The 22152-nt window shown below is 74.5% G+C and carries 19 protein-coding genes and 1 pseudogene; 9 read left to right on the top strand and 11 right to left on the bottom strand.

Features of this window, described 5'->3' with window-relative positions; all coding sequences use genetic code 11:
* Positions 1-11: 11 nt before the first annotated feature.
* Positions 12-749 (bottom strand): SOS response-associated peptidase, encoded by a 738-nt coding sequence (locus ACFY7H_RS13605; protein ID WP_388938116.1) that lies wholly within the window; start codon positions 747-749, stop codon positions 12-14.
* Between the two features lie 93 nt (positions 750-842).
* Here ACFY7H_RS13605 and ACFY7H_RS13600 point away from each other — a divergent pair, with 93 nt between their 5' ends.
* The 3 genes from ACFY7H_RS13600 to ACFY7H_RS13590 all read left to right on the top strand — a co-directional run bounded on the left by ACFY7H_RS13600 (position 843) and on the right by ACFY7H_RS13590 (position 4043).
* A complete protein-coding gene (locus tag ACFY7H_RS13600) occupies positions 843-1094 on the top strand; it encodes a hypothetical protein (protein WP_388937592.1) in 252 nt (83 codons plus the stop codon).
* 179 nt (positions 1095-1273) lie between these two features.
* The gene (locus tag ACFY7H_RS13595; RefSeq protein ID WP_388937590.1) at positions 1274-1774 is read left to right on the top strand and encodes a hypothetical protein; all 501 of its coding nucleotides are present in this window, start codon (positions 1274-1276) and stop codon (positions 1772-1774) included.
* Between the two features lie 199 nt (positions 1775-1973).
* The gene (locus ACFY7H_RS13590) at positions 1974-4043 is read left to right on the top strand and encodes a SpoIIE family protein phosphatase (RefSeq protein WP_388937588.1); all 2070 of its coding nucleotides are present in this window, start codon (positions 1974-1976) and stop codon (positions 4041-4043) included.
* A 12-nt stretch (positions 4044-4055) separates the two neighbouring features.
* On the opposite strand, the gene ACFY7H_RS13585 is transcribed toward ACFY7H_RS13590, so the two are convergent.
* From ACFY7H_RS13585 to ACFY7H_RS13575, 3 genes are all read right to left on the bottom strand, one after another.
* The gene (locus ACFY7H_RS13585; protein ID WP_388937586.1) at positions 4056-6113 is read right to left on the bottom strand and encodes a prolyl oligopeptidase family protein; all 2058 of its coding nucleotides are present in this window, start codon (positions 6111-6113) and stop codon (positions 4056-4058) included.
* Positions 6114-6170: 57 nt separating this feature from the next.
* Positions 6171-7091: an aldo/keto reductase gene (locus ACFY7H_RS13580; RefSeq protein WP_388937585.1), complete on the bottom strand. Its 921-nt coding sequence runs from the start codon at positions 7089-7091 to the stop codon at positions 6171-6173.
* Between the two features lie 92 nt (positions 7092-7183).
* The gene (locus tag ACFY7H_RS13575; RefSeq protein WP_388937583.1) at positions 7184-7537 is read right to left on the bottom strand and encodes a PRC-barrel domain-containing protein; all 354 of its coding nucleotides are present in this window, start codon (positions 7535-7537) and stop codon (positions 7184-7186) included.
* A 113-nt stretch (positions 7538-7650) separates the two neighbouring features.
* Between ACFY7H_RS13575 and ACFY7H_RS13570 the strand changes: the two genes are divergently transcribed.
* Positions 7651-8289: a TetR/AcrR family transcriptional regulator gene (locus ACFY7H_RS13570; protein ID WP_388937581.1), complete on the top strand. Its 639-nt coding sequence runs from the start codon at positions 7651-7653 to the stop codon at positions 8287-8289.
* Positions 8290-8327: 38 nt separating this feature from the next.
* A pseudogene (locus tag ACFY7H_RS13565) lies at positions 8328-9700 on the top strand (MFS transporter).
* On the opposite strand, the gene ACFY7H_RS13560 reads toward ACFY7H_RS13565, so the two are convergent.
* From ACFY7H_RS13560 to ACFY7H_RS13540, 5 genes are all read right to left on the bottom strand, one after another.
* Positions 9690-12926, bottom strand: coding sequence for a TIM-barrel domain-containing protein (locus tag ACFY7H_RS13560; protein WP_388937579.1), 3237 nt, complete (start codon positions 12924-12926; stop codon positions 9690-9692). The pseudogene ACFY7H_RS13565 and the gene ACFY7H_RS13560 overlap by 11 nt on opposite strands.
* Before the next feature lie 186 nt (positions 12927-13112).
* Positions 13113-13889, bottom strand: coding sequence for a class I SAM-dependent DNA methyltransferase (locus tag ACFY7H_RS13555; RefSeq protein ID WP_388937577.1), 777 nt, complete (start codon positions 13887-13889; stop codon positions 13113-13115).
* A gap of 118 nt (positions 13890-14007) precedes the next feature.
* Positions 14008-14961: a transporter gene (locus tag ACFY7H_RS13550; protein WP_388937575.1), complete on the bottom strand. Its 954-nt coding sequence runs from the start codon at positions 14959-14961 to the stop codon at positions 14008-14010.
* Positions 14958-15890 carry an ABC transporter ATP-binding protein gene (locus tag ACFY7H_RS13545; RefSeq protein WP_388937573.1) on the bottom strand — a complete coding sequence of 311 codons (933 nt, stop codon included), beginning with the start codon at positions 15888-15890 and terminating at the stop codon, positions 14958-14960. Before ACFY7H_RS13545 ends, ACFY7H_RS13550 begins: the two co-directional genes overlap by 4 nt.
* A complete protein-coding gene (locus ACFY7H_RS13540) occupies positions 15887-16306 on the bottom strand; it encodes a GntR family transcriptional regulator (protein WP_388937571.1) in 420 nt (139 codons plus the stop codon). The genes ACFY7H_RS13545 and ACFY7H_RS13540 overlap by 4 nt, the downstream gene beginning before the upstream one ends.
* Before the next feature lie 215 nt (positions 16307-16521).
* Between ACFY7H_RS13540 and ACFY7H_RS13535 the strand changes: the two genes are divergently transcribed.
* Positions 16522-19242: a serine hydrolase gene (locus ACFY7H_RS13535; RefSeq protein ID WP_388937569.1), complete on the top strand. Its 2721-nt coding sequence runs from the start codon at positions 16522-16524 to the stop codon at positions 19240-19242.
* A 29-nt stretch (positions 19243-19271) separates the two neighbouring features.
* On the top strand, positions 19272-19775 hold the full coding sequence (locus ACFY7H_RS13530; RefSeq protein ID WP_388937567.1) for a GNAT family N-acetyltransferase: 504 nt from the start codon (positions 19272-19274) through the stop codon (positions 19773-19775).
* A gap of 5 nt (positions 19776-19780) precedes the next feature.
* On the opposite strand, the gene ACFY7H_RS13525 is transcribed toward ACFY7H_RS13530, so the two are convergent.
* Together ACFY7H_RS13525 and ACFY7H_RS13520 are read right to left on the bottom strand one after the other, a co-directional pair.
* Positions 19781-20347: a helix-turn-helix domain-containing protein gene (locus ACFY7H_RS13525; protein ID WP_388937564.1), complete on the bottom strand. Its 567-nt coding sequence runs from the start codon at positions 20345-20347 to the stop codon at positions 19781-19783.
* An 82-nt stretch (positions 20348-20429) separates the two neighbouring features.
* Complete coding sequence (locus ACFY7H_RS13520) at positions 20430-20837, bottom strand: hypothetical protein (protein ID WP_388937562.1); 408 nt, start codon at positions 20835-20837, stop codon at positions 20430-20432.
* Here ACFY7H_RS13520 and ACFY7H_RS13515 point away from each other — a divergent pair.
* Positions 20809-21240: an ABC transporter permease gene (locus tag ACFY7H_RS13515; protein WP_388937560.1), complete on the top strand. Its 432-nt coding sequence runs from the start codon at positions 20809-20811 to the stop codon at positions 21238-21240. The genes ACFY7H_RS13520 and ACFY7H_RS13515 overlap by 29 nt on opposite strands.
* Before the next feature lie 49 nt (positions 21241-21289).
* Positions 21290-22129, top strand: coding sequence for an ATP-binding cassette domain-containing protein (locus tag ACFY7H_RS13510; RefSeq protein WP_388937558.1), 840 nt, complete (start codon positions 21290-21292; stop codon positions 22127-22129).
* Positions 22130-22152: the final 23 nt, after the last annotated feature.

Below are 22152 nucleotides of genomic sequence, written 5' to 3'. Positions count from 1 at the left end.
GCGCCGCGGGTTCAGGACACCGGGGCGTCCTCGAGGAGTTCGGGGCCGTTGTTGCGCACGTTGTTGACCGCCGTGGACACCGCGCGGACCTCCAGGCGCCCTTCGGCGGGGGTGGCGAGGAGGGCGCGCAGGGTGTCGGGGTCCTCGTGCGCGGGATCGAGCCAGGCGTCGTAGTCGGCGGGGGCCAAAACCAGGGGCATCCGGGGGTGGACGCGGCCCGCGGCGTCGGTGGCCTCGGTGGTGATGACGGTGCAGGTCGCCCACCACGCGGCCGGGTCGTCCCGGTCGGTGACGGACGGGTCGCGCCAGAACTCGTACAGACCGGCCATCGCCATCACCGTGCCGTCCTGCGGGCTGATGAAGTACGGCTGCTTGTACGCCTTCGCGGACCCGGCGGCCGGGACGGACCGCCATTCGTAGAAGCCGTCGGCGGGCAGCAGGCAGCGGCGCTTGGCGAAGGCCCGGCGGTAGGCCGGCTTGTCGGCGACCGTCTCCACCCGGGCGTTGATCATCTTGGCCGCGCCGCCCGGATCCTTCGACCAGGACGGCACCAGCCCCCACCGCAGCGCCCTCAGCTGCCGTTCGAGGATCCCGCTCTCCCGGTCGGCGCGCTCCAGCACCGCCCACACCGCGTCCGTCGGGGCGACGTTCCAGCTGGGCGGCAGCTCATGCTCCGAGGGGGGCGCGGGGACATGGAAGAGGCCCGACAGGTCCTCGGGGCTGCGGGTGGAGACGTATCGGCCGCACATGTCCCCCAGCCTGCCACGCGCCGCCCCGGCGCGGACGCCCCGCCGCGTCCGCGTCCGGATGCGCCGGTGGCGGACCGGCTCCAGGGTGGAGGCATGGAGCACGCGCCGATCGTCGTCCACCGGATCTCCCCCTCGGGCGGCCGCCGGGTCACCCTGCGCGTCCAGGACCGCGACGCGCCCCTGGGCACCGCCCACACCGACGCCGACGTGATCGAGTTCCTGCGCCGCGCGGAGGTCCCGGACCCCGACGAGGTGGTGCTCGGCGGCGCGCCCTCGCTGATCGAGTGGCAGGGGGACGCCCCGCACGTCTACGAGGCCGAGCCGACGGACACGGACGTCCCCTGACGCTCCCCTCGCCCGCCCCTACCCGGATCATCCCTCCCGGATCACCCCTGGCCGGGGCCACATTCCGGCCAATTCATGAAGTGCACATGACATTTCAAGGCCGCTGTGACACATTCCGTGGCGCACTCCGCACCGCCCTCGCACCACACCCCCACAAGGACGTGTCACAGAGGAGCGACATGATGCACCGTGCGAAACTCGCCGTCGCCGCACTGGCCCTCGCGGCCACGGCCGGCAGTGTTACGAGCGCCGCCGCCTTCGGCCCCACCGCCGAGCAGAAGGTCGACGGCGTCATCGTCGTCGCGGGCAACACATGCACCTGGACCAACGCCCGCACCAGCGCCAATCCCCCCAGCGCCCTGACCGTCGACCGCACCACCATCAACAGGCCCGGCGGAAACCTCACCTGCGACGGCGGCATCACCGCCACCCTGAACAACAACCCGGCCTTCACCTTCGACGCCGCCGGGACCACCGCCCGCACCGACCTGATCGACATCACCGGGCAGCAGAGCTTCGTGTCCTGCCGCTACAAGGCCACGAACATCCTGTGGGGCCTCGACGCGGCGACCGGGAAGTACGTCAACCAGGCCTTCACCGCCACCAAGGTCTCGGGCAGCTTCCTGTGTCCGGGATCCGTGACCACCGCGGCCGGCGGCGCGTCCATGCTCTTCCACTGACCGGAACCGGCCCACCAACGGGGCCCCGCCGTCCGCACCGGACGGCGGGGCCCCGCCACCCGCCTCCGGCGCCGCTCACCCCACCCCGTCCGGACTCCCCCGGCGGGCAGGCCACCACCGATAGCCGCGACCGGGTCGCCGGGACCGGGCCGGGGCATCAGCATGGTGGGGAGTCCGCGCCCGGGTGAGGAGGCCGGCGATGGCCGATGCGCAGCCCGAACCGCCGGCCGGCGGCCCCGGAGCGGGATCTCCGGCGCCGGGCGGTCTGCTCGACGTGCTCGGCGTGGCCGCCGTGGTCCTGGACTCCGAGGGCCGGATCAGCCTGTGGAGCCCGCAGGCCGAAACCCTCTTCGGGTACCCGGCCGAGGAGGCGCTCGGCCAGTACGCCGCCGTGCTGCTGGTGGAGGAGGGGCACCGCGAGGAGGTCCTGGAGCTGTTCGCCCGGGTGATGTCGGGCAAGGGCGCGTGGGCGGGCTCCTTCCCCGTACGCCACCGGGACGGCCACAGCGTGCTCGTCGAGTTCCGCAACATGCGCCTCCAGGCCTCCAACGGCAGGCTCTACGCGCTGGGCCTGGCCTCCGAGCAGGCGACGCTGCGCCGCGTCGAACGGGATCTGGCCCTGTCGCTGCGCATGGTCGACCAGTCCCCCATCGGGCTGGCCGTCCTCGACCCCGCATTGCGGTACGTCCTGGTGAACCCGGCGCTGGAGCGCATCAACGGGGTGTCCGCCGAGCGGCACCTCGGGCAGCGGGTCTCCGACGTCCTGCCCTTCCTGGACGCGGAGGCCGTCGAGGCACGGATGCGGGAGGTGATGGCGACCGGCGTGCCGGTGCTGGACCAGTTCACCACCGGCCGGGTCTCCGGGGAGTCCGGGGAGCGGGCGTGGCTGGTGTCGATCTACCGGCTGGAGGACCAGGCGGCCCGGGTGATCGGCGTGGCGGTGTCGGTGGTCGACGTGACCGACCAGCACCGGGCCGCCGTGTCCGCCGCGCACGCCCGCCGGCGCCTGGCCCTGATCGCGGACGCCTCGGTGCGCATCGGGACCACCCTCGACCTGGACATCACCGCCAGGGAGCTGGCCGACGTCGCCGTCCCGGAGATCGCCGACATCGCCGCCGTGGACGTCCTCGACACCATCCTGACGGGCCCCCGGCCCGGCGAGGCCGCCGAAGACCGGGGCGTACGGTTCCGCGCGCTCGCGGTGAAGGCGGCCTACCACACCCCTGCCGAGGCGGCGGCCGATCCCGTCGGCGACGTGGCGTCGTACCGCCCCGAGCGGCTGGTGGCGCGCTGCGCCCGCACCGCCCGGCCCGAGCTCCTCCCGCACGTCCGGCCCGAGGACCTGCCCCGCATCGCCCGCGACGAGGACGCCGCCCGGCTGCTGGCCGAGGCGGGGGTGCACTCGTACCTCGCGGTGCCGCTGATCGCACGCGGCCAGGTCCTCGGGACCCTCGACCTCAAGCGCGCCCGCAACCCCGTGCCGTTCGGCCCCGACGACGTGCTGCTCGCCTCGGAACTCGCCGCCCACGCGGCCGTGTCCATCGACAATGCCCGCTGGTACCAGCGCCAGCGCCACGCCGCCCTCGCCCTCCAGCGGCACCTGCTGCCCCAGCACCCGCCGGCGGCCCCCGGGCTGGACATCGCCTACCGGTACCAGCCCGCCGGGGCGGCCGACGAGACCGGCGGCGACTGGTTCGACGTCATCCCGCTCACCGGGGACCGGACGGCGCTGGTGGTCGGCGACGTGATGGGCAGCGGCATCAACGCGGCGGCGACCATGGGCCAGCTGCGCGCCACGGCCCGCGCCCTGGGCCGTCTCGGCCTCGACCCGGCCACGGTGCTGACCCACCTCGACGCCGCGACCGGCGACCTCGGCGACGCCATGGCCACCTGCGTATACGCCGTCTACGACCCGCACAGCCGGCTGTGCCACATCTCCACCGCCGGCCACCTGCCGCCCGTCCACCTGCGCAGCGGCCGCCCTCCCCGGCTGCTGCGGCTGCCGACGGCGGTGCCCCTGGGCGTGGGCGGCGTGCCCTTCGGCAACACGGCCGTGGCGCTCGGGGAGGGCGACGAGCTGGTGCTCTACACCGACGGGCTGGTCGAGACCCGCGACCAGGACATCGACGCCCGGCTGCTGACCCTGACCGACCTCCTGGCCGGCCCCCACCGCCCCCTCGAGGAGACCTGCGACCTGCTGCTGTCGGCGCTGCGCCGGCCCGACACGCACGACGACGTCGCCCTCCTGATCGCCCGCGCCCTCGCATGAGCACGCCGGCCGTCACCTCGGCGGGGTGAGGCGCTCCCAGAGGAAGGTGGCGACGAGGGCCTCGTTGAAGGCCGTCTGCTGGTGGTCGGTGGCGCCGGAGTGACCGCCGCCGATGTGCTCGTGGAAGAGGACGGGGTGGCCCAGTTCGCGCAGCCGGGCGGCGGCCTTGCGGGCATGGCCGGGGTGGACGCGGTCGTCCCGGGTGGAGGTGAGCAGGAGCAGGGGCGGGTACGCGGGGCCGTCGGCCCGCATCCGGTGGTAGGGGGAGATCCGCTCCAGGTGGGGCCGGTCGGCGGGGTCGTCGGGGTTGCCGTACTCGGCGGTCCAGCTGGCTCCGGCGAGGAGCTTGTGGAAGCGGAGCATGTCCAGCAGCGGTACGTGGGCGACGGCGGCGCCGAAGAGCCCGGGGTCGCGGGTGAGCATCGCGCCCATCAGGAGGCCGCCGTTGCTGCCGCCCTCGATGCCGAGCTGGGCGGGGGTGGTGATGCCGCGCGCGGTGAGGTCCCGGGCGACGGCGGCGAAGTCCTCGAAGGCCCGGACGCGGTTGGCGCCGAGGGCGGCCTGGTGCCAGGCGGGCCCGTACTCGCGGCCGCCCCGGATGCCGGCGACGACGTAGGTGCCCCCGCGCGCGAGCCAGGTCCGGCCGGTGACCGCGCTGTAGTGCGGGACCATCGAGATCTCGAAGCCGCCGTAGCCGTAGAGCAGGGTGGGGCCCGGGCCGGGCCGGTCCTCGGGGCCGATGACGAAGTACGGGACGCGGGTGCCGTCGGGGGAGGTGGCGAAGTACTGGCTCACCCGCAGCCCGGAGGTGTCGAAGAGGGCGGGCGCCTGCTTGAGGACCTCCGCGCCCGCGGTTCCGGCCTCGCCGCGGAAGAGGGTGGAGGGCTGGAGGAAGCCGGTGACGTCGAGGAAGTACTCGTCGCTCTCGTCGGGGTCGGTGCACACCACCGAGGCCGTGGACAGCGGCGGTACGGCGTCCAGCGGGGCGCGGCTCCAGCCGTCCGGGCCGGGGGTGAGCAGTTCCAGGCGGGAGGAGACGTCGGCCCGGGTGCGCAGCAGGAGGTGGTTGCGGGTCCAGCTGTAGCCGGCGAGGGCGGTGCGCTCGTCCGGGGTGAACAGGACCGCGGCCTCGCGCCCGCCGGCCCGGAAGTCGTCGAAGCCGAAGGCGAGCAGGCTGCCGGCGGGGTGGCCGAGCCACGGGGAGCGCGGCTGGACGACCAGCCACTGGCGGTGGACCCCCGCGACGGCGTCGTCCGGTACGTCGATCTCCTCGGGCGGCCCGGCGGGGTCTTCGGGGAGCAGGAAGAGCCGGCCGTTCCAGAAGTCGATCTGCCGGGACAGGAAGTCCCGTTCGAAGCCGGGGGTGTCGTCGTGCCAGCCGGTGGCGGACAGGTCGTCGGGGTGGCCCTCGTAGACCTTCTCGGCTTCCGCGAGGGGGGTGCCGCGGCGCCAGCGGCGGACCTGGAGGGGGTAGCCGGAGGGGGACATGGAGCCGGGGCCGAAGTCGGTGCCGATCCAGATGTGGTCGGCGTCGATCCAGTCCACCCGGGTCTTGGCCTCCTCGACGGTGAAGCCGTCCTGGACGAACTCCAGTGTCCGCAGGTCGAATTCGCGTACCACGCAGGCGTCGGCGCCGTCGCGGGAGAGCATGACCAGGGCGTGGTGGTGGTCGGGGCCCAGCACGGTGCTGCCGGCCCAGGCCCACTTCTCCCCCTCGGCCTCGGCGAGCGCGTCGAGGTCCAGGAGGGTCTCCCAGGCCGGCTGCCCGGTGCGGTACTCCTCGAGGGTGGTGCGCCGCCAGACGCCGCGCAGCCGGGAGGCGTCCTGCCAGAAGTTGTAGAGGTGGCGGCCGCGCCGGACGACGTAGGGGATGCGCCCGTCGTCGTCGAGGACCTCGCGGACCTCGCGCTCCAGCTCCTTGAACGCGGGGCGGGTAGTCAGCGCGGCGACGGTCTCCGCGTTGCGTTCCCGGACCCAGGAGAGCGCTTCCTCGCCCTCCACGTCCTCCAGCCAGAGGTAGGGGTCCTGGTCGTGCGGGCCGCCGGAGCCGGCGGGGGTCTCTTCGCTCATCCGCCGATTGTGCCGGACGCGGCCGGGGCGGCGGTGCGGCCCCGGCCGGCCGGTCCGCTACGGCGCCGCCGTGCGGTGGAGGCCGTCCAGCAGGGCGAGGTCCTTCTCGGTGAGGCGCAGGGCGCCGGCGGCGACGTTCTCGGCCAGGTGGTCGGGGTTGCCGGTGCCGGGGATGGCCAGGACGTGGGGTCCCTGCCGGAGGGTCCAGGCGATGCGGACCTGGGCGGGGGTCGCACCGTGGGCGCGGGCGACGGACCGCAGTTCCTCGCTCTCGGCGCAGCCGGCCGCGCCGGTCTCGCGGCCGGCGGCGGCTATCGCGTAGAAGGGCACGAAGGCGATGCCCTGCTCCCCGCAGGAGCGTACGAAGTCGTCGTACTCGGGGCGTACGCCGATGCCGTACATGTTCTGCACGCAGACGACCGGTGCGATGGCCTGCGCCTGAGCGAGCTGTTCGGGGGTGACGTTGGAGACGCCGAGGTGGCGGATGAGCCCGGCCTCGCGGAGTTCCGCGAGGGCTGCGAAGCGTTCGGCGAAGTGGGGCTGGGTGGGCAGGACGCGGAGGTTGACCACGTCGAGGTGGTCGCGGCCCAGCTGGCGCAGGTTCTCCTCGACCTGGCCGCGCAGCTGCCCGGGGCCGGCGTGGTCGGCCCACTCCCCCGAGGCGTCGCGGGCGGGGCCGACCTTGGTGGCGATGACGAGGTCGTCGGGGTAGGAGCCGCCGAAGGCGCTGTTGATCAGCTCGTTGGCGGAGCGGAGCGGGGAGAAGTAGAAGGCGGCGGTGTCGATGTGGTTCACGCCGAGTTCCACCGCGCGGCGCAGGACGGCGATCGCCCGGTCGCGGTCGCCGGAGACGGCATCGGCCCGGAGCGCGGGGCCGTTCTGCGGCAGGCGCATGGTGCCGAACCCGACGCGGTTGACCTGGAGGTCGCCGAGGGTCCAGGTGCCCGAGGCCGAAGCGGTGATCGTGTCTGTGGTCATCCGGCGATGATCACCTGCGGGGTGGCCGTCCACCAGGGGATTTCGCCGCGCGGGCCGGATTCGTCCTCGGCGGCGGCCGTCCCGGCTCCTCCTCACATGTGCGGGCCGGAGTAGTGGGTCTCGATGAGCCGGACGAAGGCGGGCTCGTCCTCGTGCCGTCCGTTCTTCTCGTAGTCGGGCGAGTCCTTGACCTGGTCGCGGGTGCAGCCGAGGTGCACCGTCTTCTCCTCGGTGTCGACGCGGGAGACGACGCCGGCCGGGATGACGACCTTGCGGCCGAAGATCCAGGGGCCGGTGTCGACGACGAGGTAGGAGCGGCTCACGTCGTCCGTGTGCCGGTCGACCTTGCCGATGGACCCGTCGGCCGCCTCGACCTCGTAGCCGATGAGGTCCGTGCCGGGCGCGTGGCCCGATCCGCTCGCGTATCCCCAGATTCCGCTTCCCATGACGGCCTCCCGGTGTGCGGTCGCTGCTCCCCGGCGCCTACCCGCCGGGCGCGGGGGGAACCGGCGGGCAGGAGCGAGTAGACACTGTCCACTCGCCGTGTTGGACAGGGCCCATGGAATCGGACGCGCCGCTGCGTGAGCGGCTGATCGACGTCGGGGTGGAGCTGGTCACCAGCGAGGGGACCGGCTCGCTCGGGCTGCGGGAGATCGCCCGCCGCGCCGGGGTGTCCCACGGGGCGCCCCGGCGGTACTTCCCCACGCACCAGTCACTGCTGTCGGCCATCGCCGGGCGCGGTTTCGCCGATCTCGGGGCCCGGTTCGGCGCGGCCGGCGCCGGGGAGCCCGCGCCCCGGGAGCACGTGCGGGCACTGGGACGGGTCTACGTGGGCTACGCGCTGGAGCAGCGCGGGATGTTCGAGCTGATGTTCCGGCACGACCTGCTGGACAGCACCGGCCAGGAGCCCTCCGCCGCCCCGCGGCTGCGGGAGCGGACCCTGCCCCTGTTCGCGCTGCTGACCCGGCTGGTCGCCGGGTGCGGGGCGGATCGGCCCGGGGTGACGGCGGCCGCCCTGTGGGCGGGACTGCACGGGGCGGCCCAGCTGTGGGACTACGGCGGTCTGCCGCTGGTGCTGGGCGTCCACCCGGCCGGGGCGGACGCGGACGGGGCCGGTGCGGCCGCGGACGGCCGCCCGCTCCTGGACGCGGTGGTGGACGCCGTGGTCGACGCGCACCTCGGGGCGGAGGGGGCGTGAGGCCCCGGCTCGCCCTCCTGGTGAGCGTGGCCGGGGCGATGCTCGTCGCCCTCGACGGCACGGTGCTCGTCGTGGTGCAGCCGGCCCTGCGCCGCGATCTGGGGGCGGGGGTGGCCGAAGTGCAGTGGACGAGCACCGCCTACCTGCTCGCCGTCGCCGCCTTCCTCGTCGTCGCCGGGCGCCTCGGGGACCGCTACGGGCACTCCCGGCTGCTGCTGACGGGCGTGCTCGGCTTCGCCGCCGCCTCGGCGGGGATCGCCCTGGCGCCCGGCGTCGGCTGGGTGATCGCGCTGCGCGCCGTGCAGGGGGTGTTCGGGGCGCTGCTGCAGCCCGCGACGCTGGCCCTGCTGCGGCTGGCGTACCCGCCGGAGCGGCTGGGCCGGGCGGTCGCGGTGCGGACCGGCGCGATCGGGGTGGCCGCGGCGGCGGGGCCGCTGCTGGGCGGGGTGCTGGTCGCACTGCTGGGCTGGCGGGCGGTGTTCCTGGTCAACGTGCCGGCCGCGCTGCTGATCGCCGCCCTCGCCCTCGCCGTACGGGTGCCCGCGCCGGAGCGGCGGGAGCCGGGGCGGCTGGGCCCCGCCGCTCCGGTGCTGCTCGCGGCCACCCTGGGGTGGCGGTGCACGCACTGGCCGGTGTGCCGGAGCACGGATGGAGGGACGGGCCGACGCTGCTGGGCCTCGGGGCGGCCGCGGCGCTCGGGGCGCTGTTCGTGCGGGGAGAGCGGCGCGCGGAACTGCCGCTGGTCCCCGCCCCGGTGGCGCGGTCGGGGCCGGTGGCGGCTTCGATGGCGCTGCTGCTGACGGTGTCGGCCGGCATGTTCGGGGCACTGTTCACGGCGACGTTCCTGCTCCAGGACGTACGGGGGCTCAGCCCCTTGGCCACCGGGGTGCGGGCGCTGCCGCTGACGGCGCTGATGGTTGCCGGGGCGCCGGTCGCGGCGGCCGCGCTGCGCCGGTACGGGGCACGGCGGACGGCGGTCGCGGGAACGGCGTTGACGGTGCTGGGCACGGCGGGGCTGGACGTGGGCGGCGGGGTGGCCTTCGGGGTGCTGGGGGCCGGGTTCGCGGCGGTGATGGTCACCGCCACCGGGACGGTGGTCGGCGACGCCCCCGCCGGGTACGCGGGTGTGGTGGGCGGGCTCAAGCAGACGGCGATGAACGTGGGCCCGAGCCTGGGCATCGCGGTCGCGGCGGGCGCCGGGGCCGGTGCCTCGGGGGCCGGTAGGGCGGGCGGGCCGCTGACGGCCCTGGCGGCGCTGGCCGGCCTGGGCCTGGTGGCGGCCTGGCTGCTGCCGGGGCGCTCCCGCCCCCTGGCGGAGGCGGGCGCGGGCGTGGGCGGCAGGCCCACCCGTAGGCGGGTCCGGCCCGGCGTGGGGGGCCGGGCCGGACCCGGTCGGGGGGTCAGGGGGTGAAGGTCCAGCGCTGGGCGGCGCTGCCGGTGCAGGGGGCGCGGGTGAGGCCGGTGCCGTCGGCGGTGCCGGAGCCGGCCGGGGTGAGGCACTGGCCGGCGCTGCGCAGGCTGCCGTCCGGGCCCGGCTGCCAGGTCTGCGCGGGGCCGGCCGCGCAGGTCCGTACGGTGATCCGGGCGGGGTCCGCGGCGTCGAGGCAGACTCCGTTCAGGCCGGTGAGGCGGCCGTCGTCGTGGAGGGTCCAGCGCTGGTTGGGGCCGCCGTGGCAGGAGTAGAGGGTGGGTGCGGTGCCCGGGGTGGTGTCGCCGTGCGGCAGGTCCAGGCAGCGCGCGGAGGCCGCGTTGACGAGGGTGGCGTCGGCGGGGAGCGGTGCGGGGCGGCCGGTGAGGGTGAGTTCGGCGGCGCTGGTCCAGGGGCCGCGGCCGCCCGCCTCGGTCAGGGCGCGCAGTCTCAGGTAGCGGCCGGTCCTGGGGGCGAGGGTGACGGATTTGGCCGTCGGGGTGTCGGCGAAGGTTCCCGTGGCGACCGGGGTGCCCCAGTCGGTGGTGGTGTCGGACACGTAGACCTCGTAGCCGCCGATCCGGCCGTTGACCCCGCCGTCCTGGCGCGGCAGGTGGCCGAGACCGTCGACGCGGTAGCGGGCGCCCAGGTCGATGCTGATCTCGTGCGGCAGGGCGGCCGCCTTGCCGGTGGACCAGGCGGTGTGCCACAGGGTGGCGGGGTCCCCGTCGAAGGCGTTGACGGCGGCGCCGTTCTCTGCGGCGGTCTCCTGGCTGTCGGCGGAGAGCAGCTTCCAGGCGGTCTGCGGGACGGGCGTGGAGGTGACGGGGACCGGGTCGGCCGCCGGGACGGAGGTGCCGGTGGCGGTGACGCCGAACGCGCCCTGCTTCGTACCGGTCTTGACCCACAGGACGCCGGCGCGGTCGGCCGGGTCGAAGAACCATCCGGTGGCGGCCGTGTCGTACGCGCCCTTGTCGGCGAGGCGGGGCAGCGCCGCGCCGTCCACCGTGAGGGCGGTGGGGGCTGAGGCCACGTGGAGGGTGAGTTCGTAGCCGCGGGCCGCCCGCTGTCCGGCGTAGCCGCCGGTGGGGGCGCCCACGGAGACGGTCACCGTGCCGGGGCCGGCCGCCGGTGCGCTGACGTCCACGCGCTGGCGGGCGAAGGCGCCGCTCTGGTGGGCGCGGGTGCGGCCGTCGTCCTCGTACAGGCTGAAGGAGGAGGTCCCGCGCGGGTGGATGTCGTAGGTGAGGGTGTCGACGGGCTTCTCGCCGGTGTAGTTCATCTGCGGCCACATCGGCACGATCGCCCCGCCCTTGACGAACAGCGGCAGGGTGTCGAGGGGTGCCCGGTAGCCGTTCAGCCAGCCCGGGCCGGCGTACGTCTTCCCGGTCCAGTAGTCCGTCCAGGTCCCGGCGGGCAGGTAGATGCCGTCGCGGACGGAGGTGTCGGAGACGACCGGCGCGACGAGGAAGGAGTCTCCGGCCATGAACTGGCCGCTGGTGAGGTTCCCCCGGGCCACCGGGTCGTCGGGGTACTCCAGGACCATGGCGCGGGTGCTCGGGACGCCGCTCTCGTGGGCGGTGCGGCTCATCGTGTACAGGTAGGGCATCAGCCGCATCTTCAGCTGGAGGTACTTGCGGTTGATGGAGAGGTAGGGCTCGGCGAAGCGCCAGGGCTGCTTGTCCTGGTAGCCGGCCGACGGGTTGGTGGCGCCCCAGCCGGACATGGTCATGAAGGCGGGGGTGAAGGCCTTCCACTGGAGGTCGCGGGCGTACGTCTTGGGGCTGCCGCCGAAGATGCCGTCGACGTCGCCGGCGGCGTAGTTCAGGGCGGACAGGCCCGCGCCGGTGATGGCGGGGACGTGCCAGCGCATGTCGTCCCAGGTGCCGTAGGTGTCCCCGGTCCAGACGACGGCGTTGCGCTGGGTGCCGGCCCAGCCGTCGACGGTCCAGACGAAGCGGCGGGCGTCGGAGTTCTTCTCGATGCCGTCGACGGCCTGCTGGACGCCCTGGAAGGCGTACTTGTAGCCGCTGCCGATCCAGGCCACGTCGGTCTTGACGCCCCGGCTGCCCGCGGTGCCCACCTCGTCGGCGATGGAGCCGAGACCGGTGGAGGTCCACAGGCCGGTCTGGAAGCCCTTGGCCTTCAGGGCGTCGACGGTGGACTTCAGGGGTGCGGTGTAGCCGCAGCCGTAGCCGTCGTTGGGCAGGAACCAGCCCGAGGGCATGTCGGCGGCGCGGGCATCGGCGGCGTAGCCGGTCACGTCGGGGGTGGTCTGGTGGCGCGGGCGGTCGTGGTCGCCCTGGTAGTCGGGGTTGGAGGCGTTGAAGCAGTCGGCGTTGCCGAGTTCCAGGCCCCACATGGGTGCCATGAAGGGTTTGCCGCTGACGTCGGTGTAGGCGTCGAGGACGGATTTGAGGGAGTCGCCCGTGAAGTACCAGGCGTCGAAGCGAGTCTCGTCGTGGGTGAGGGTGGTGGGCGCGTTGAAGGCGTACGAGCCCGGGGCCCAGGTGTTGCGCATGACGCCGTAGGCGTTGGTGGACATGTAGAAGGGGGCCGGGCTGGCGTTGTCGTTCTCGCGCCACTTGTTGTCGACGGCGACCGGCACCGTCTTGCCGCGCAGGGCCCATTCGCCGAGGCGCAGGCCGGTGCCGTAGAACTGCTCGTCGGCGCCGCGCGCCAGGTACTGGGTGGTCCTGCCGCCGCCCCAGCTGGTGGGCTGGGTCTCCTGCCAGACGGGGGTGGAGTCGTCGGCGCGGTAGACGGAGAACCGCAGGGGCGATTTGTTGACCCGGATGGAGAGGGCTCCGGTGGTGATCCGGAAGTGGCCGCCCGCGTCGGTGTACCGGGCATTCACCGGGCCGAAGTCGGTGGTGGGGGCGAGGTCGGAGCCGGCCGGGTCGTTGGTGAAGGCCCCGTCGGGGGAGAGCCAGAGGCGGAAGATGTCGGCGCGGGCGACGACCACGCGGGCCTTGGCCCCGCTGGAGGTGCTCACGGTGAAGGTGGCGCCCGACTGGGAGATGCCGGTGACCGTCCCCGCCGTGGCGGCCGGGGCGGCGGCCGCCGCGCGGGCGGTGGCCGGGCCGGCCGCGGCGAGGCCGGCGGCCGCGAGCGCGGCGGCGAGCAGGGCGGCGAGGCGGGTGCGGTGGCGGCCGGGGCGGCCGGTGCGGTGGTGCCGGGGTGGGGGATCGTGCCGGTCGCGCCTCAGGGACAGTCTCGTCGGACTCATGGGGCAGCTCCTCGTGCGGTCCGGATCGCGGATACACCCGCCTTGGCATGCACCCGGCAAGATAGCGGACTCGGGTGGGCGATTTGAAGGAACCTGCTCGAAGTAGTCCGGTACCACGCACTTTTGCGCACGAAGAGGCCCGGGGGGGAAGCCTTCGAGCAGGCTTCGCCCCCGGGCCGGATGCCGTCAGGCGGCGGTGACGCGGATCTTGGACTGGCCGTGGCCGAGTTCCTCCCAGTCCTCCATGAAGCGCGCCTTCAGCCCGTGCCGGGCGGCGAGGTCGACGAGGGTCTCGGTGCGGTAGTAGAAGTCCTCGCGCAGCACGTGGTGTTCGGTGCCCTCGGTGCGGTCGAAGGTGAAGTCGAACCAGCCGCCGGGCGCCAGGACGCGCTCCACGTGCGCGAGGCACTCGTCGATGATCCCGATCGGCGAGTGGGAGAACACGCTGTGCGCGTGCACCACGTCGAAGTGCCGGTCGGGGAGGAAGTCCAGGGTGAGGTCCTGGGTGATCGTCAGGTGCGGCAGCTTGTGCTGGAGTCCCCGGCCGGTCAGCGTCCGCTTGGCCTCGATGAGGATGTCGGGCGAGATGTCGATGCCGTAGTAGTGGCCCGTCTCCAGGTGCTCGATGAAGCGCCAGCCGGCGCGCAGGTTGCCGCAGCCGATGTCGAGCATGCGGTGGCGCGGGGTGAGACCGTGCCGCACGAGGTAGTCGAACTGCATCTTGCCGAGGGCCAGCCAGCGGTCGTGGGTCTGGCTCCCGACGGCGGCCTCCGGGTTGCGGCCGGTGTCGGACGCCATGACGGCGCGGTAGTAGGCCACGTGGTCGGGGTGCTTGAGGCGCAGCCAGCGGTCGCGTGCGGCACGGCGTACGTACGGGGCGATGCGGGTCGGATGGCCCAGCGCGTAGCGGACCTTGTGGCCGAGGCCGGTGCGGTCGGCGGTGAGGTTCTTCTGGGTGGCCATGAGGAGTCCCCTTGAGGTGCGGACGGTCAGGGTGCGGTGGTCGGGCCGTGTGCGGTGCGGCCGCCCGGGCGGGGGCGCCCGGCGGCCGGGAGGTGTGCGCCCGGTGCGGCCGGAGCCGTCAGGCGGTGCGTCGGCGCAGGACGAGGAGGGTCAGGGCCACGAGCGTGGCGGCCGCACCGAGGTACAGGGCGGTGTCGATCCACTGGAAGGTCCAGAAGTCGCCGCTGGGGTAGACCTTGTGGTAGCGGGCGACGAACCCGTGTTCGGCCATGCAGGCCCGCAGTTCCTCGCCGGAGAGCTGGCAGACACCGTCTATGGAGTGCTCGCGGCCGTCGGGCGTGAGGTACCCGAACCGCCCGGTGGACCAGGCACTGCCGACGGGCCGCTTCGGGGTCATACCGGGCGTTATCCGGGTCTCGGGGGCCGTCCAGGAGGTGCGGAAGTACGTCACGCACACCATCACCGTGAAGATCGCGGCCAGCGCCACGCCCATGGCGGGCAGTACGCGGCGGACGAGCAGGCCCGCGAGCGTACCGGCGGCGAGGCCGAACAGGGCGCAGGCCACCGGGGCCGGGCCGGTCGCGTTGTAGACCGGGGCGTCGTGCCAGTAGGGGCCGTCGAGGGTGTTGGCGATGGGCAGCCACCACCAGGCGACGAGCCCCCCGATGACCACCGCCACCAGCACGGCGACCAGCGCCGCCAGGCCGAAGCGGGCCGCGAACCAGCGGCGCGGCCCCACGCCCTGGGTGAGGGCCAGTCTGAACGTGCCCGTCTCCAGCTCCCTGCCGATGAGCGGGGCGCCCCAGAACACGCCGATCAGCGCCGGTACCGCGAGGCCGAGACCGCCGAGGGCGCGGATGCCGGCGGAGTTCCAGTCCATGATCTGGAAGGTGACGGGGCTCTCACAGCCTCCGTTCCAGCCCGGACAGGGCTCCCACCCGGTGGCGGCGATCAGCTCCGTCATCTCGGAGCGCCAGTGCGCCACGCACGCCGCGCAGACCGCCAGCAGGGCCAGCGCGGACAGGATCATCAGGCGCTGCTGGCGCCAGGCCAGCCACAGCACGCCCTTCATACGGCGGCCTCCTTCTCGGCGGTGCGGCCCGGGGCGCGCAGGTGGGCGAGCAACAGGGACTCCAGGGTGGGGGTTTCGGTGATCCAGCGGCCGTCCGCCGCGCCGTCCGGGGACGGAGGGGCGCCGGGCGGCGTACGGACGAGCGCGGTGACCTGACGGCCGCCGACGGCGGAGTGCACGACGCTGCCGCGGTCGAAGGAGCGCGGCAGCCCGTCGCCCTCCACGGGGTCGGCCCGGCCGGTGATCCACGTGTGCGCCGCGCAGAGCTCCTGGACGTCGCCGCAGAGCCGGGCGGCCCCGTCCTTGAGGAGCACGACGTGGTCGCAGACGTCCTCCAGCTCGGCCAGGACGTGCGAGGACATCACGATGGCGGTGCCGCGCTCGGCGGCCTCGGTCATGAGCAGGGCCGTGACGTCGTGCCGGGCGACCGGGTCGAGGTCGGCCAGCGGCTCGTCCAGGAGCAGCAGGTCGGCGCGCTTGCCGAGTACGAGGGCCAGCGCGAGCCGGGTCCGGTTGCCGCCGGACAGCGATCCGACCCGGGCCGCGCGGCGGATGCCGGAGCCGGTGAGCAGTTGTTCGGCGGCGTCCTGGTCCCACTGGCCGCGGTTGAGTTCGCGGCCCAGGCGCAGGGTGTCGGCGACGGTGAAGCCCGCGTGCAGGGGCTTGTCCTGGGCCAGGAACGCGGTGCGCCGACGGGCCCCGGCGGTGCCGGGGGCCTCGCCGAAGACGCGTATCCCTCCGCTGCTGGGGCGCAGCAGACCGGCCGCGAGCTGGAGCAGGGTGCTCTTGCCGGCGCCGTTGGGGCCGACGAGGGCCGTGACGCCGCCCGCGGGCAGCTCGACGTCGCACGCGTGCAGGGCCCGGCGGCCGCCGAACTCCCGCCCGAGCCCGGTGGCCCGTAGTGCCGGCGCGTGGTGCGGATCGCTCACGCCGTTTCCTCTCTCGATCGCCCGGGCCGCCCGGGCCCGGGGTTGAAGCTTTCGTCCACGGCGGCCGCGATGAGCGCCGTGATGTCCTCGCGGTCCAGTCCCGCCTCGCGGGCCTGTGCCATCCAGGCCGCCAGGGCCAGGCGCAGCGGCGAATCGGCGGCCGCGCCGGGGTGCGAGAGGGAGCGGCGCACGAACGTGCCCGCGCCGGGGCGGGGTTCGACGAGCCCTTCGCGCTCGAGCTCCCGGTACGCCTTGAGGACGGTGTTCGGGTTGATGGCGGTGGCCGCAACCACCTCCCGGGCCGTCGGCAACCGGTCGCCCGGCTCCAGCACCCCCAGCCGCAGGGCCTGTTTGACCTGCGTGACGAGCTGCAGGTAGGTGGCGACACCGCTGCGCCGGTCGATTCGGAACTCCATCCCACCCCCTTATTCCACTAACACGTTAGTGGAATAGTGCAGGTGCGGTGAGGGCTCGTCAAACCGGCGGAGTATGACCGAACCGTCACAGCCCGCCGAGGTGGGAACGCGGAGGCCGGGTCCGCCATCTAGGTGATCGGCGGGCCGGTGACGGCCGCGCCGACGTGACGGCGAGTACCGGCGGAGCCGGGTGGGAACAGCAAGGTGGGGCGCGCATGAAGGCGGAAACGGTGGCGGGCGGCGGAACGGATGCCGGTGCCCTGGCCGGGCGGGAACGGGACGGCGACACCCTTGCCCTGGCCGGGCGGGAACCCGAAGGCGAGGCCCCTGCCCTCGCGGGGCGGGAACCGGACGGCAACGCCCCCGCCCTCGCGGGGCGGGAACGGGACGGCGACACCCTTGCCCTGGCCGGGCGGGAACCCGACGGCAACGCCCCCGCCCTCGCCGGGCGGGAACCCGACAGCGACGCCCCCGCCGAGACCGGGCGGATATCCGCCGGGGCTGACGCGGAACCGGCATCCGACACCCTCCCCGGCCAGCAGACCGACGCCCACACCTCTGGCGAGGGCGCAAGGGAATCCGACGGCGGCACCCCTGCCCTCGCCGGGCGGATAGCCGCCGGAACCGACACGGAACCGGGATCCGACGCCCTCCCCGGCCAGCAGGCCGACGCCAACGCCCTTGCCGGGGGCGAGGACACCGACGCCGACACCGAAGGTGAAGGCGAGCCGGCGGATGACACCCCCACCGCCAGCGCGGATACCGGTGCCCGAGCCCAGGGCGACGCGGAGCCGGCGGACGACGCCCGGCCCACGCAGCGGACCGCCCCCGGCACCCCCGCCGGCAACACGGACACCGACACCGAAGCCGAAAGCGCGGAGCCGGCGAATGACGCCCAGCCCGTGCAGCAGACCGATCCCCGCACCACCAAGGACACCGACGTCGAGGGCGACGCCGAGTCGGCGGACGAAACCACCGCCGCCGTCCCGGCGGAAGGCGCGCCGGATCAGGCCGGTTCCGTCACCGACGCCGACGCCGACACCACGGCCGGGAAGCGGCCGGGCGGCGCCGGCCCCGAGCCGGCGGACGACACCACCGCCGGAGGCAAGGGCACCGCCGACGCGGCTGACGGGACGTCGGCGCGGCGCGGGACGGACCGGCCCCGCCCCTCCTGGGCCAAGGCCGAGTCCCCCGCGCGGGACCGGGCGGGCGAAGCCGCCGCACCCGTGCCCGAGGGGACCGGCGACGAGGCGGCCCGGACCGGAACGGCCCGACCCCGCCCGGCCTGGGCGCTGGACGATGACCAGCCCACGCCCGGCGCCCGGGAGCAGGCCCCCGCCACGGGCACGGCCGACGCGGAACCGGCACGGCCCGCGAAGGAAGCCGCCGCTCCCGGCAAGGGAGCCCCGGACCCCCGCACACCCCCGCCCGGCGCGCGGGGCCACGGTCCGGCAGCGGGCGGACGGACGCAGGGCGGGGCCGTGGACGGCTCCCCCGCCCGGTGGACACGGCCGCACGACCCGGAGCGGACCCGCGAGTTCGCCGCGCTCGGGGACCCCGCGGCCCCCCGGCCCGGGACCGTCCCGCGGCCGGTTCCCCGGCCCGTGCCCGAGCCCGCCCGACAGGCCCCGGTGGCACCGCTGGAGCTGCTGGCCGAACTGACCAACACCGCTCCCCCGCCGCAGACTCCGCGCCGCACCCTCACCCGCCGCGTCAAGGTGTGGGCGCCGGTCGTGCTGCTGCTCGGCGCCGCCGTAGCGGGCGGGCAGATGCTGCGCCCGCTCCCGGCCCCGCGGTTCGTGCCCGCCCAGACCTCGTACACCCTCGACGGTTCGACCCCCGTCCCCTGGCCGGCCAAGGGACAAGCGGCCGTACGCGTGGCGGGATCCGGTGACATCGGCACGTTCGGCGAGCAGAAGCCGGTGCCGACCGCCAGCGTGGCGAAGGTGATGACGGCGTACGTGGTCCTCAAGGGGCACCCGCTCCGCAAGAACGACCCGGGCCCGAAGATCGAGGTCGACGCCAAGGCGGTGGCCGACGGCACCTCGGAGGACGAGTCCCGGATCGAGGGGCTCACCACCGGGCAGAAGTTCAGCCAGCTGGACATGATCAAGATGCTGATGATCCCGTCCGGCAACAACGTGGCCCGGCTGCTGGCCCGCTGGGACACCGGCAGTGCCGACGAGGCCGCCTTCGTGGCGAAGATGAACGCGGCGGCCAGGGAACTCGGCATGAAGGACACCACGTACACGGATCCCAGCGGCCTGGACGCGGGCACCGTCAGCACCGCCGTCGACCAGCTCAAGCTCGCCGAGGCGGTGATGAAGGACGAGGCGTTCCGCTCGGTCGTGGCGATGCCCAGCGCCACCATCGACGGGCTGCCCAAGCCGATCAACAACAACAACGACAACCTCCTGCTCGCACCCGGTCTGAGCATCAAGGGCATCAAGACCGGGTCGAGCACCCCCGCCGGCGGCACCCTGATGTGGGCCGCGTACAAGACGGTCGGCGGTGAGACCCCGCTGATCCTCGGCACGATGATGGACCAGCGCGTGGACGGCCCGGACCCCAACGCCGCGAACAGCCTGAAGCTGGTGAAGGAGAACAGCCGGAAGGTCATCGAGGCGGTCCGCGCCGCGCTCGGCCCGGTCACCGTCATCCGCAAGGGGCAGCTGGTGGGCCACGTCTCCGACGGGCTGGGCGGTTCGACCCCGCTCGTGGCGGCGAAGGACCTCACCGTCATCGGCGTACCGGGTCAGCGGCTGCGGCTCGCCCTCGGCGCGGGCACCAAGCCGCTGCCGCACGAGGCCGAGGCCGGGACCGAGGTCGGAGTGCTGACGGTGGGCGAGGGCAGTGGGGCGAAGAGCGTGCCGGTCGCGGTCGGGAGGGACCTGGCGGAGCCCTCGTTCGGGGCCAGGGTCACCCGTCTGTCCTGAGGCGGAGCACGCCGTGGTTGCATGACCGGATGGACATCCGACGGCGCGGACCCGACGACCTCGGCGCGTGCGTGCGCGCACTCGCCGAGGTCCACCACGGTGACGGCTACCCGGTGGACTGGCCCGAACGGCCGCGGGAGTGGCTGTCGCCGCCCGCGCTGCTCGGCAGCTGGGTCGCGGAACGGGACGGGCGGGTGGCCGGCCACATCGCCCTGTGCCGCGGCGGACCGGGCGATGCGGCGCCGGGGCTGTGGAGCCTGCGGACGGGGGTGCCCGCGGAGGGGGCCGCCGTCGTCAGCCGGCTGTTCGTCGCACCCGCCGCGCGTGGCCGCGGAACCGGCGCCCTGCTGATGGCGCGGGCCGTACGGGAGGCTCGGGATCTCGGGCTGCATCCGGTACTGGACGTGGTGGCCTCCGACACCGTGGCCGTCGCGCTGTACGAGCGTCTCGGCTGGAGCCTGCTGGCGGCCGTCGAGCAACGGTGGGGGCCGGAGAGGGTGGTCGCCGTGCGCTGCTACGCGGCGCCCCGGTAGGGGAGTTACGGGCTCGCGACGACGAGCAGGGTACGGGCCGCCGCGCCCCCGCCGGCCAGTACGCAGCGGTGCGGCAGGCCGCCCTGGTGATGGGCGCTCTGGCCGGCCTTCAGCAGGAGGGGTTCCTCGCCCCGCACTTCGAGGACGACCTCCCCTTCCAGTACGTACAGGAAGTCCTCCCCCCGGTGCTCGAACCACCCGCGCTCGCCCTGACCGGGCTCGAAGTGGTGCTCGTAGGCCTCCATCAGGGTGCTGCGCCCGCCCGGGATGAGCACCTGGGCCACCTGCCCGGCGCCCTCGCTGACGCGGATCACCTGCGGGTCGCTCTCGTGGCCGACCGGTCCCGGCCGGCCCGGCGGCCGCAGGCAGGTCCCGGGTGCCACGTCGAGCGCTTCGGCGATCCGGTAGATCGAGCTGAGGCTGGGTGTGGCCAGTCCGCGTTCCAACTGGCTGAGGAAGGGCTGCGAGAGGCCTGACCGGGCGGCCAGCACACACGCTCGTGAACATACCTCATCGCCTTCGGGGGCCGGGCGGGCCCGGGAGGTTTCGCACGGCCGCAACACACCGCTCATAAGCCTGGTCAATTATTGACCGCAGTTATGAACGCCAGGTCGGCAAGGTCGCCGCCGATGCGCTCGACGAATTCCCACCCGATCACGAGATCACGAGATGAGGAGTGCTCACGTGCACCCCACCACCCCCTCCCCGGCGGGCCGGGCCCTCGGCCGGTTCGGCCCGCCGCTCGGTGCGGCCGCCGCCGTGCTCGGACTCTGGGCCCTGCTCGCCCGGTCGGGTGCGGTGGCCCCGGGCCTGCTGCCCACGCCGGCCGGAACGCTCTCCGCGCTGGCCGTCAGCGCCCGCAGCGGCGTCCTGGCCGACGACCTCGCCGCGAGCCTGGCCCGTGCGGGGCAGGGCTTCGCCCTCGGAGCGGCCGGTGGCGGCGCGCTCGGCTTCGCGACGGGGTACCTGCCGCGGCTGTCCGCCGCCGTCACCCCTGGTCTCCTTCCTGCGGCCCATCCCCGCCATCGCGCTGGTGCCGCTGGCGACGGCCTGGTTCGGCATCGGCGAGAGCGCCAAACGCCTGCTCATCGCGTACGCCGTGCTCCTCGCGGTCTGGCTGTACGTGCACGACGGGGTCTCGCGGGTGCCGGTCTCGCACCTGCGGGCGGCGCGCTCGCTGGGGGCGCCGCTGCACCGCCGGTTCACCGAGGTGCTGCTGCCCGCCGCCGCACCGGCGCTGCTGGCGGCGCTGCGGTACGGGGCCTCGGTGGCGCTGCTGGCCCTGGTCGCCGCCGAGCTGGGCGGCGCCGACAGCGGGCTGGCGTACCGGCTCCAGGTGGACGGCCAGTTCCTGCGGGTAGACCGGATGTTCGCGGGGCTGCTCGTCCTCGGGACGCTGGGCGTGACGGCGGACCTCCTCCTGGCCGCCGCCGGACGCCGCTTCGTGCACTGGGGCGCGTCATAAGCCTCGACGTACGGCTGGATGGGCTGACGGTGGCTACGGCGGCGCGCCCGTGCTGGAGCGGACGGACCTGACGTTCCCGGCGGGGTCGTTCACGGCGCTGCTGGGGCCCAGCGGCTGCGGCAAGTCCACGGTGCTGAACACGGTGGCCGGCTTCGTCCGGCCCGCGGCAGGCCGGGTGACGGCCGGGGCCGTGCCGGTGGAGGGGCCGGGCCCGGACCGGGGCGTGGTCTTCCAGCACTACGCGCTCTTCCCGTGGCGCACGGCCCGGGGCAACGTCGAGTTCGCCCTCAAGCGGCTCGGCCTGCCGCGCCGGGAGCGACGCGAACGGGCGATGGCCGGGCTGGCGGAGGTCGGCCTCGCGGACGGGGCGCACAAGTACCCGGCGCAGCTGTCCGGCGGGATGCAGCAGCGTGTGGCGCTGGCGGCGCGGCCGGAAGTGCTGCTGATGGACGAGCCGTTCGGGGCGCTGGACGGGCTGACCCGGTCCCGGATGCAGGACCTGCTGCGGGAGCTGTGGCAGCGCAGCGGGACGACCGTGCTGTTCGTGACGCACGACATCGACGAGGCGCTCGCCCTGGCCGGGCGGGTGGTGGAGCTCGATCCGGTCACCGGCGAGGAGGTGTGGTCGTACGAGGACAACCCGCCGCAGAACTTCTTCAGCCCGTACATGTCCAGCGCCCAGCGCCTGCCGAACGGGAACACCTTCGTCGCGGAGGGCTCCTTCGGGCGCCTCTTCGAGGTGACGCCGGAGGGGGACGTGGTGTGGGAGTTCGTCGTCCCGGAATTCGGGTCGTTCAGCCGGGGCACGGGGCTGGAGTCCTCGCGCGGCGCCCAGAACTCGGTCTTCCGCGCCTACCGCCACGGCGCCCACGAGATCCCCTGGCTCTGAAGCCCCGGCTGCCGGAAGGCCGT

Source organism: Streptomyces sp. NPDC012794 (genome assembly GCF_042901085.1).
In the GTDB taxonomy this organism is placed as follows: domain Bacteria; phylum Actinomycetota; class Actinomycetes; order Streptomycetales; family Streptomycetaceae; genus Streptomyces.
This window is presented reverse-complemented; position numbering and strand designations above follow the sequence as displayed.

Excerpts from the sequence above, each read along its gene's own strand:
- ACFY7H_RS13560 (WP_388937579.1), bottom strand. The coding sequence starts at position 12,926 with ATGAGTCCGACGAGACTGTCCCTGAGGCGCGACCGGCACGATCCCCCA.
- ACFY7H_RS13600 (WP_388937592.1), top strand. The coding sequence starts at position 843 with ATGGAGCACGCGCCGATCGTCGTCCACCGGATCTCCCCCTCGGGCGGC.
- ACFY7H_RS13525 (WP_388937564.1), bottom strand. The coding sequence starts at position 20,347 with ATGAGCGGTGTGTTGCGGCCGTGCGAAACCTCCCGGGCCCGCCCGGCC.
- ACFY7H_RS13580 (WP_388937585.1), bottom strand. The coding sequence starts at position 7,091 with ATGACCACAGACACGATCACCGCTTCGGCCTCGGGCACCTGGACCCTC.
- ACFY7H_RS13570 (WP_388937581.1), top strand. The coding sequence starts at position 7,651 with ATGGAATCGGACGCGCCGCTGCGTGAGCGGCTGATCGACGTCGGGGTG.
- ACFY7H_RS13520 (WP_388937562.1), bottom strand. The coding sequence starts at position 20,837 with ATGCCGAACCAGGCCGTCGCCAGCGGCACCAGCGCGATGGCGGGGATG.
- ACFY7H_RS13530 (WP_388937567.1), top strand. The coding sequence starts at position 19,272 with ATGGACATCCGACGGCGCGGACCCGACGACCTCGGCGCGTGCGTGCGC.
- ACFY7H_RS13540 (WP_388937571.1), bottom strand. The coding sequence starts at position 16,306 with ATGGAGTTCCGAATCGACCGGCGCAGCGGTGTCGCCACCTACCTGCAG.
- ACFY7H_RS13605 (WP_388938116.1), bottom strand. The coding sequence starts at position 749 with ATGTGCGGCCGATACGTCTCCACCCGCAGCCCCGAGGACCTGTCGGGC.
- ACFY7H_RS13595 (WP_388937590.1), top strand. The coding sequence starts at position 1,274 with ATGATGCACCGTGCGAAACTCGCCGTCGCCGCACTGGCCCTCGCGGCC.
- ACFY7H_RS13585 (WP_388937586.1), bottom strand. The coding sequence starts at position 6,113 with ATGAGCGAAGAGACCCCCGCCGGCTCCGGCGGCCCGCACGACCAGGAC.
- ACFY7H_RS13555 (WP_388937577.1), bottom strand. The coding sequence starts at position 13,889 with ATGGCCACCCAGAAGAACCTCACCGCCGACCGCACCGGCCTCGGCCAC.
- ACFY7H_RS13575 (WP_388937583.1), bottom strand. The coding sequence starts at position 7,537 with ATGGGAAGCGGAATCTGGGGATACGCGAGCGGATCGGGCCACGCGCCC.
- ACFY7H_RS13590 (WP_388937588.1), top strand. The coding sequence starts at position 1,974 with ATGGCCGATGCGCAGCCCGAACCGCCGGCCGGCGGCCCCGGAGCGGGA.
- ACFY7H_RS13535 (WP_388937569.1), top strand. The coding sequence starts at position 16,522 with ATGAAGGCGGAAACGGTGGCGGGCGGCGGAACGGATGCCGGTGCCCTG.
- ACFY7H_RS13550 (WP_388937575.1), bottom strand. The coding sequence starts at position 14,961 with ATGAAGGGCGTGCTGTGGCTGGCCTGGCGCCAGCAGCGCCTGATGATC.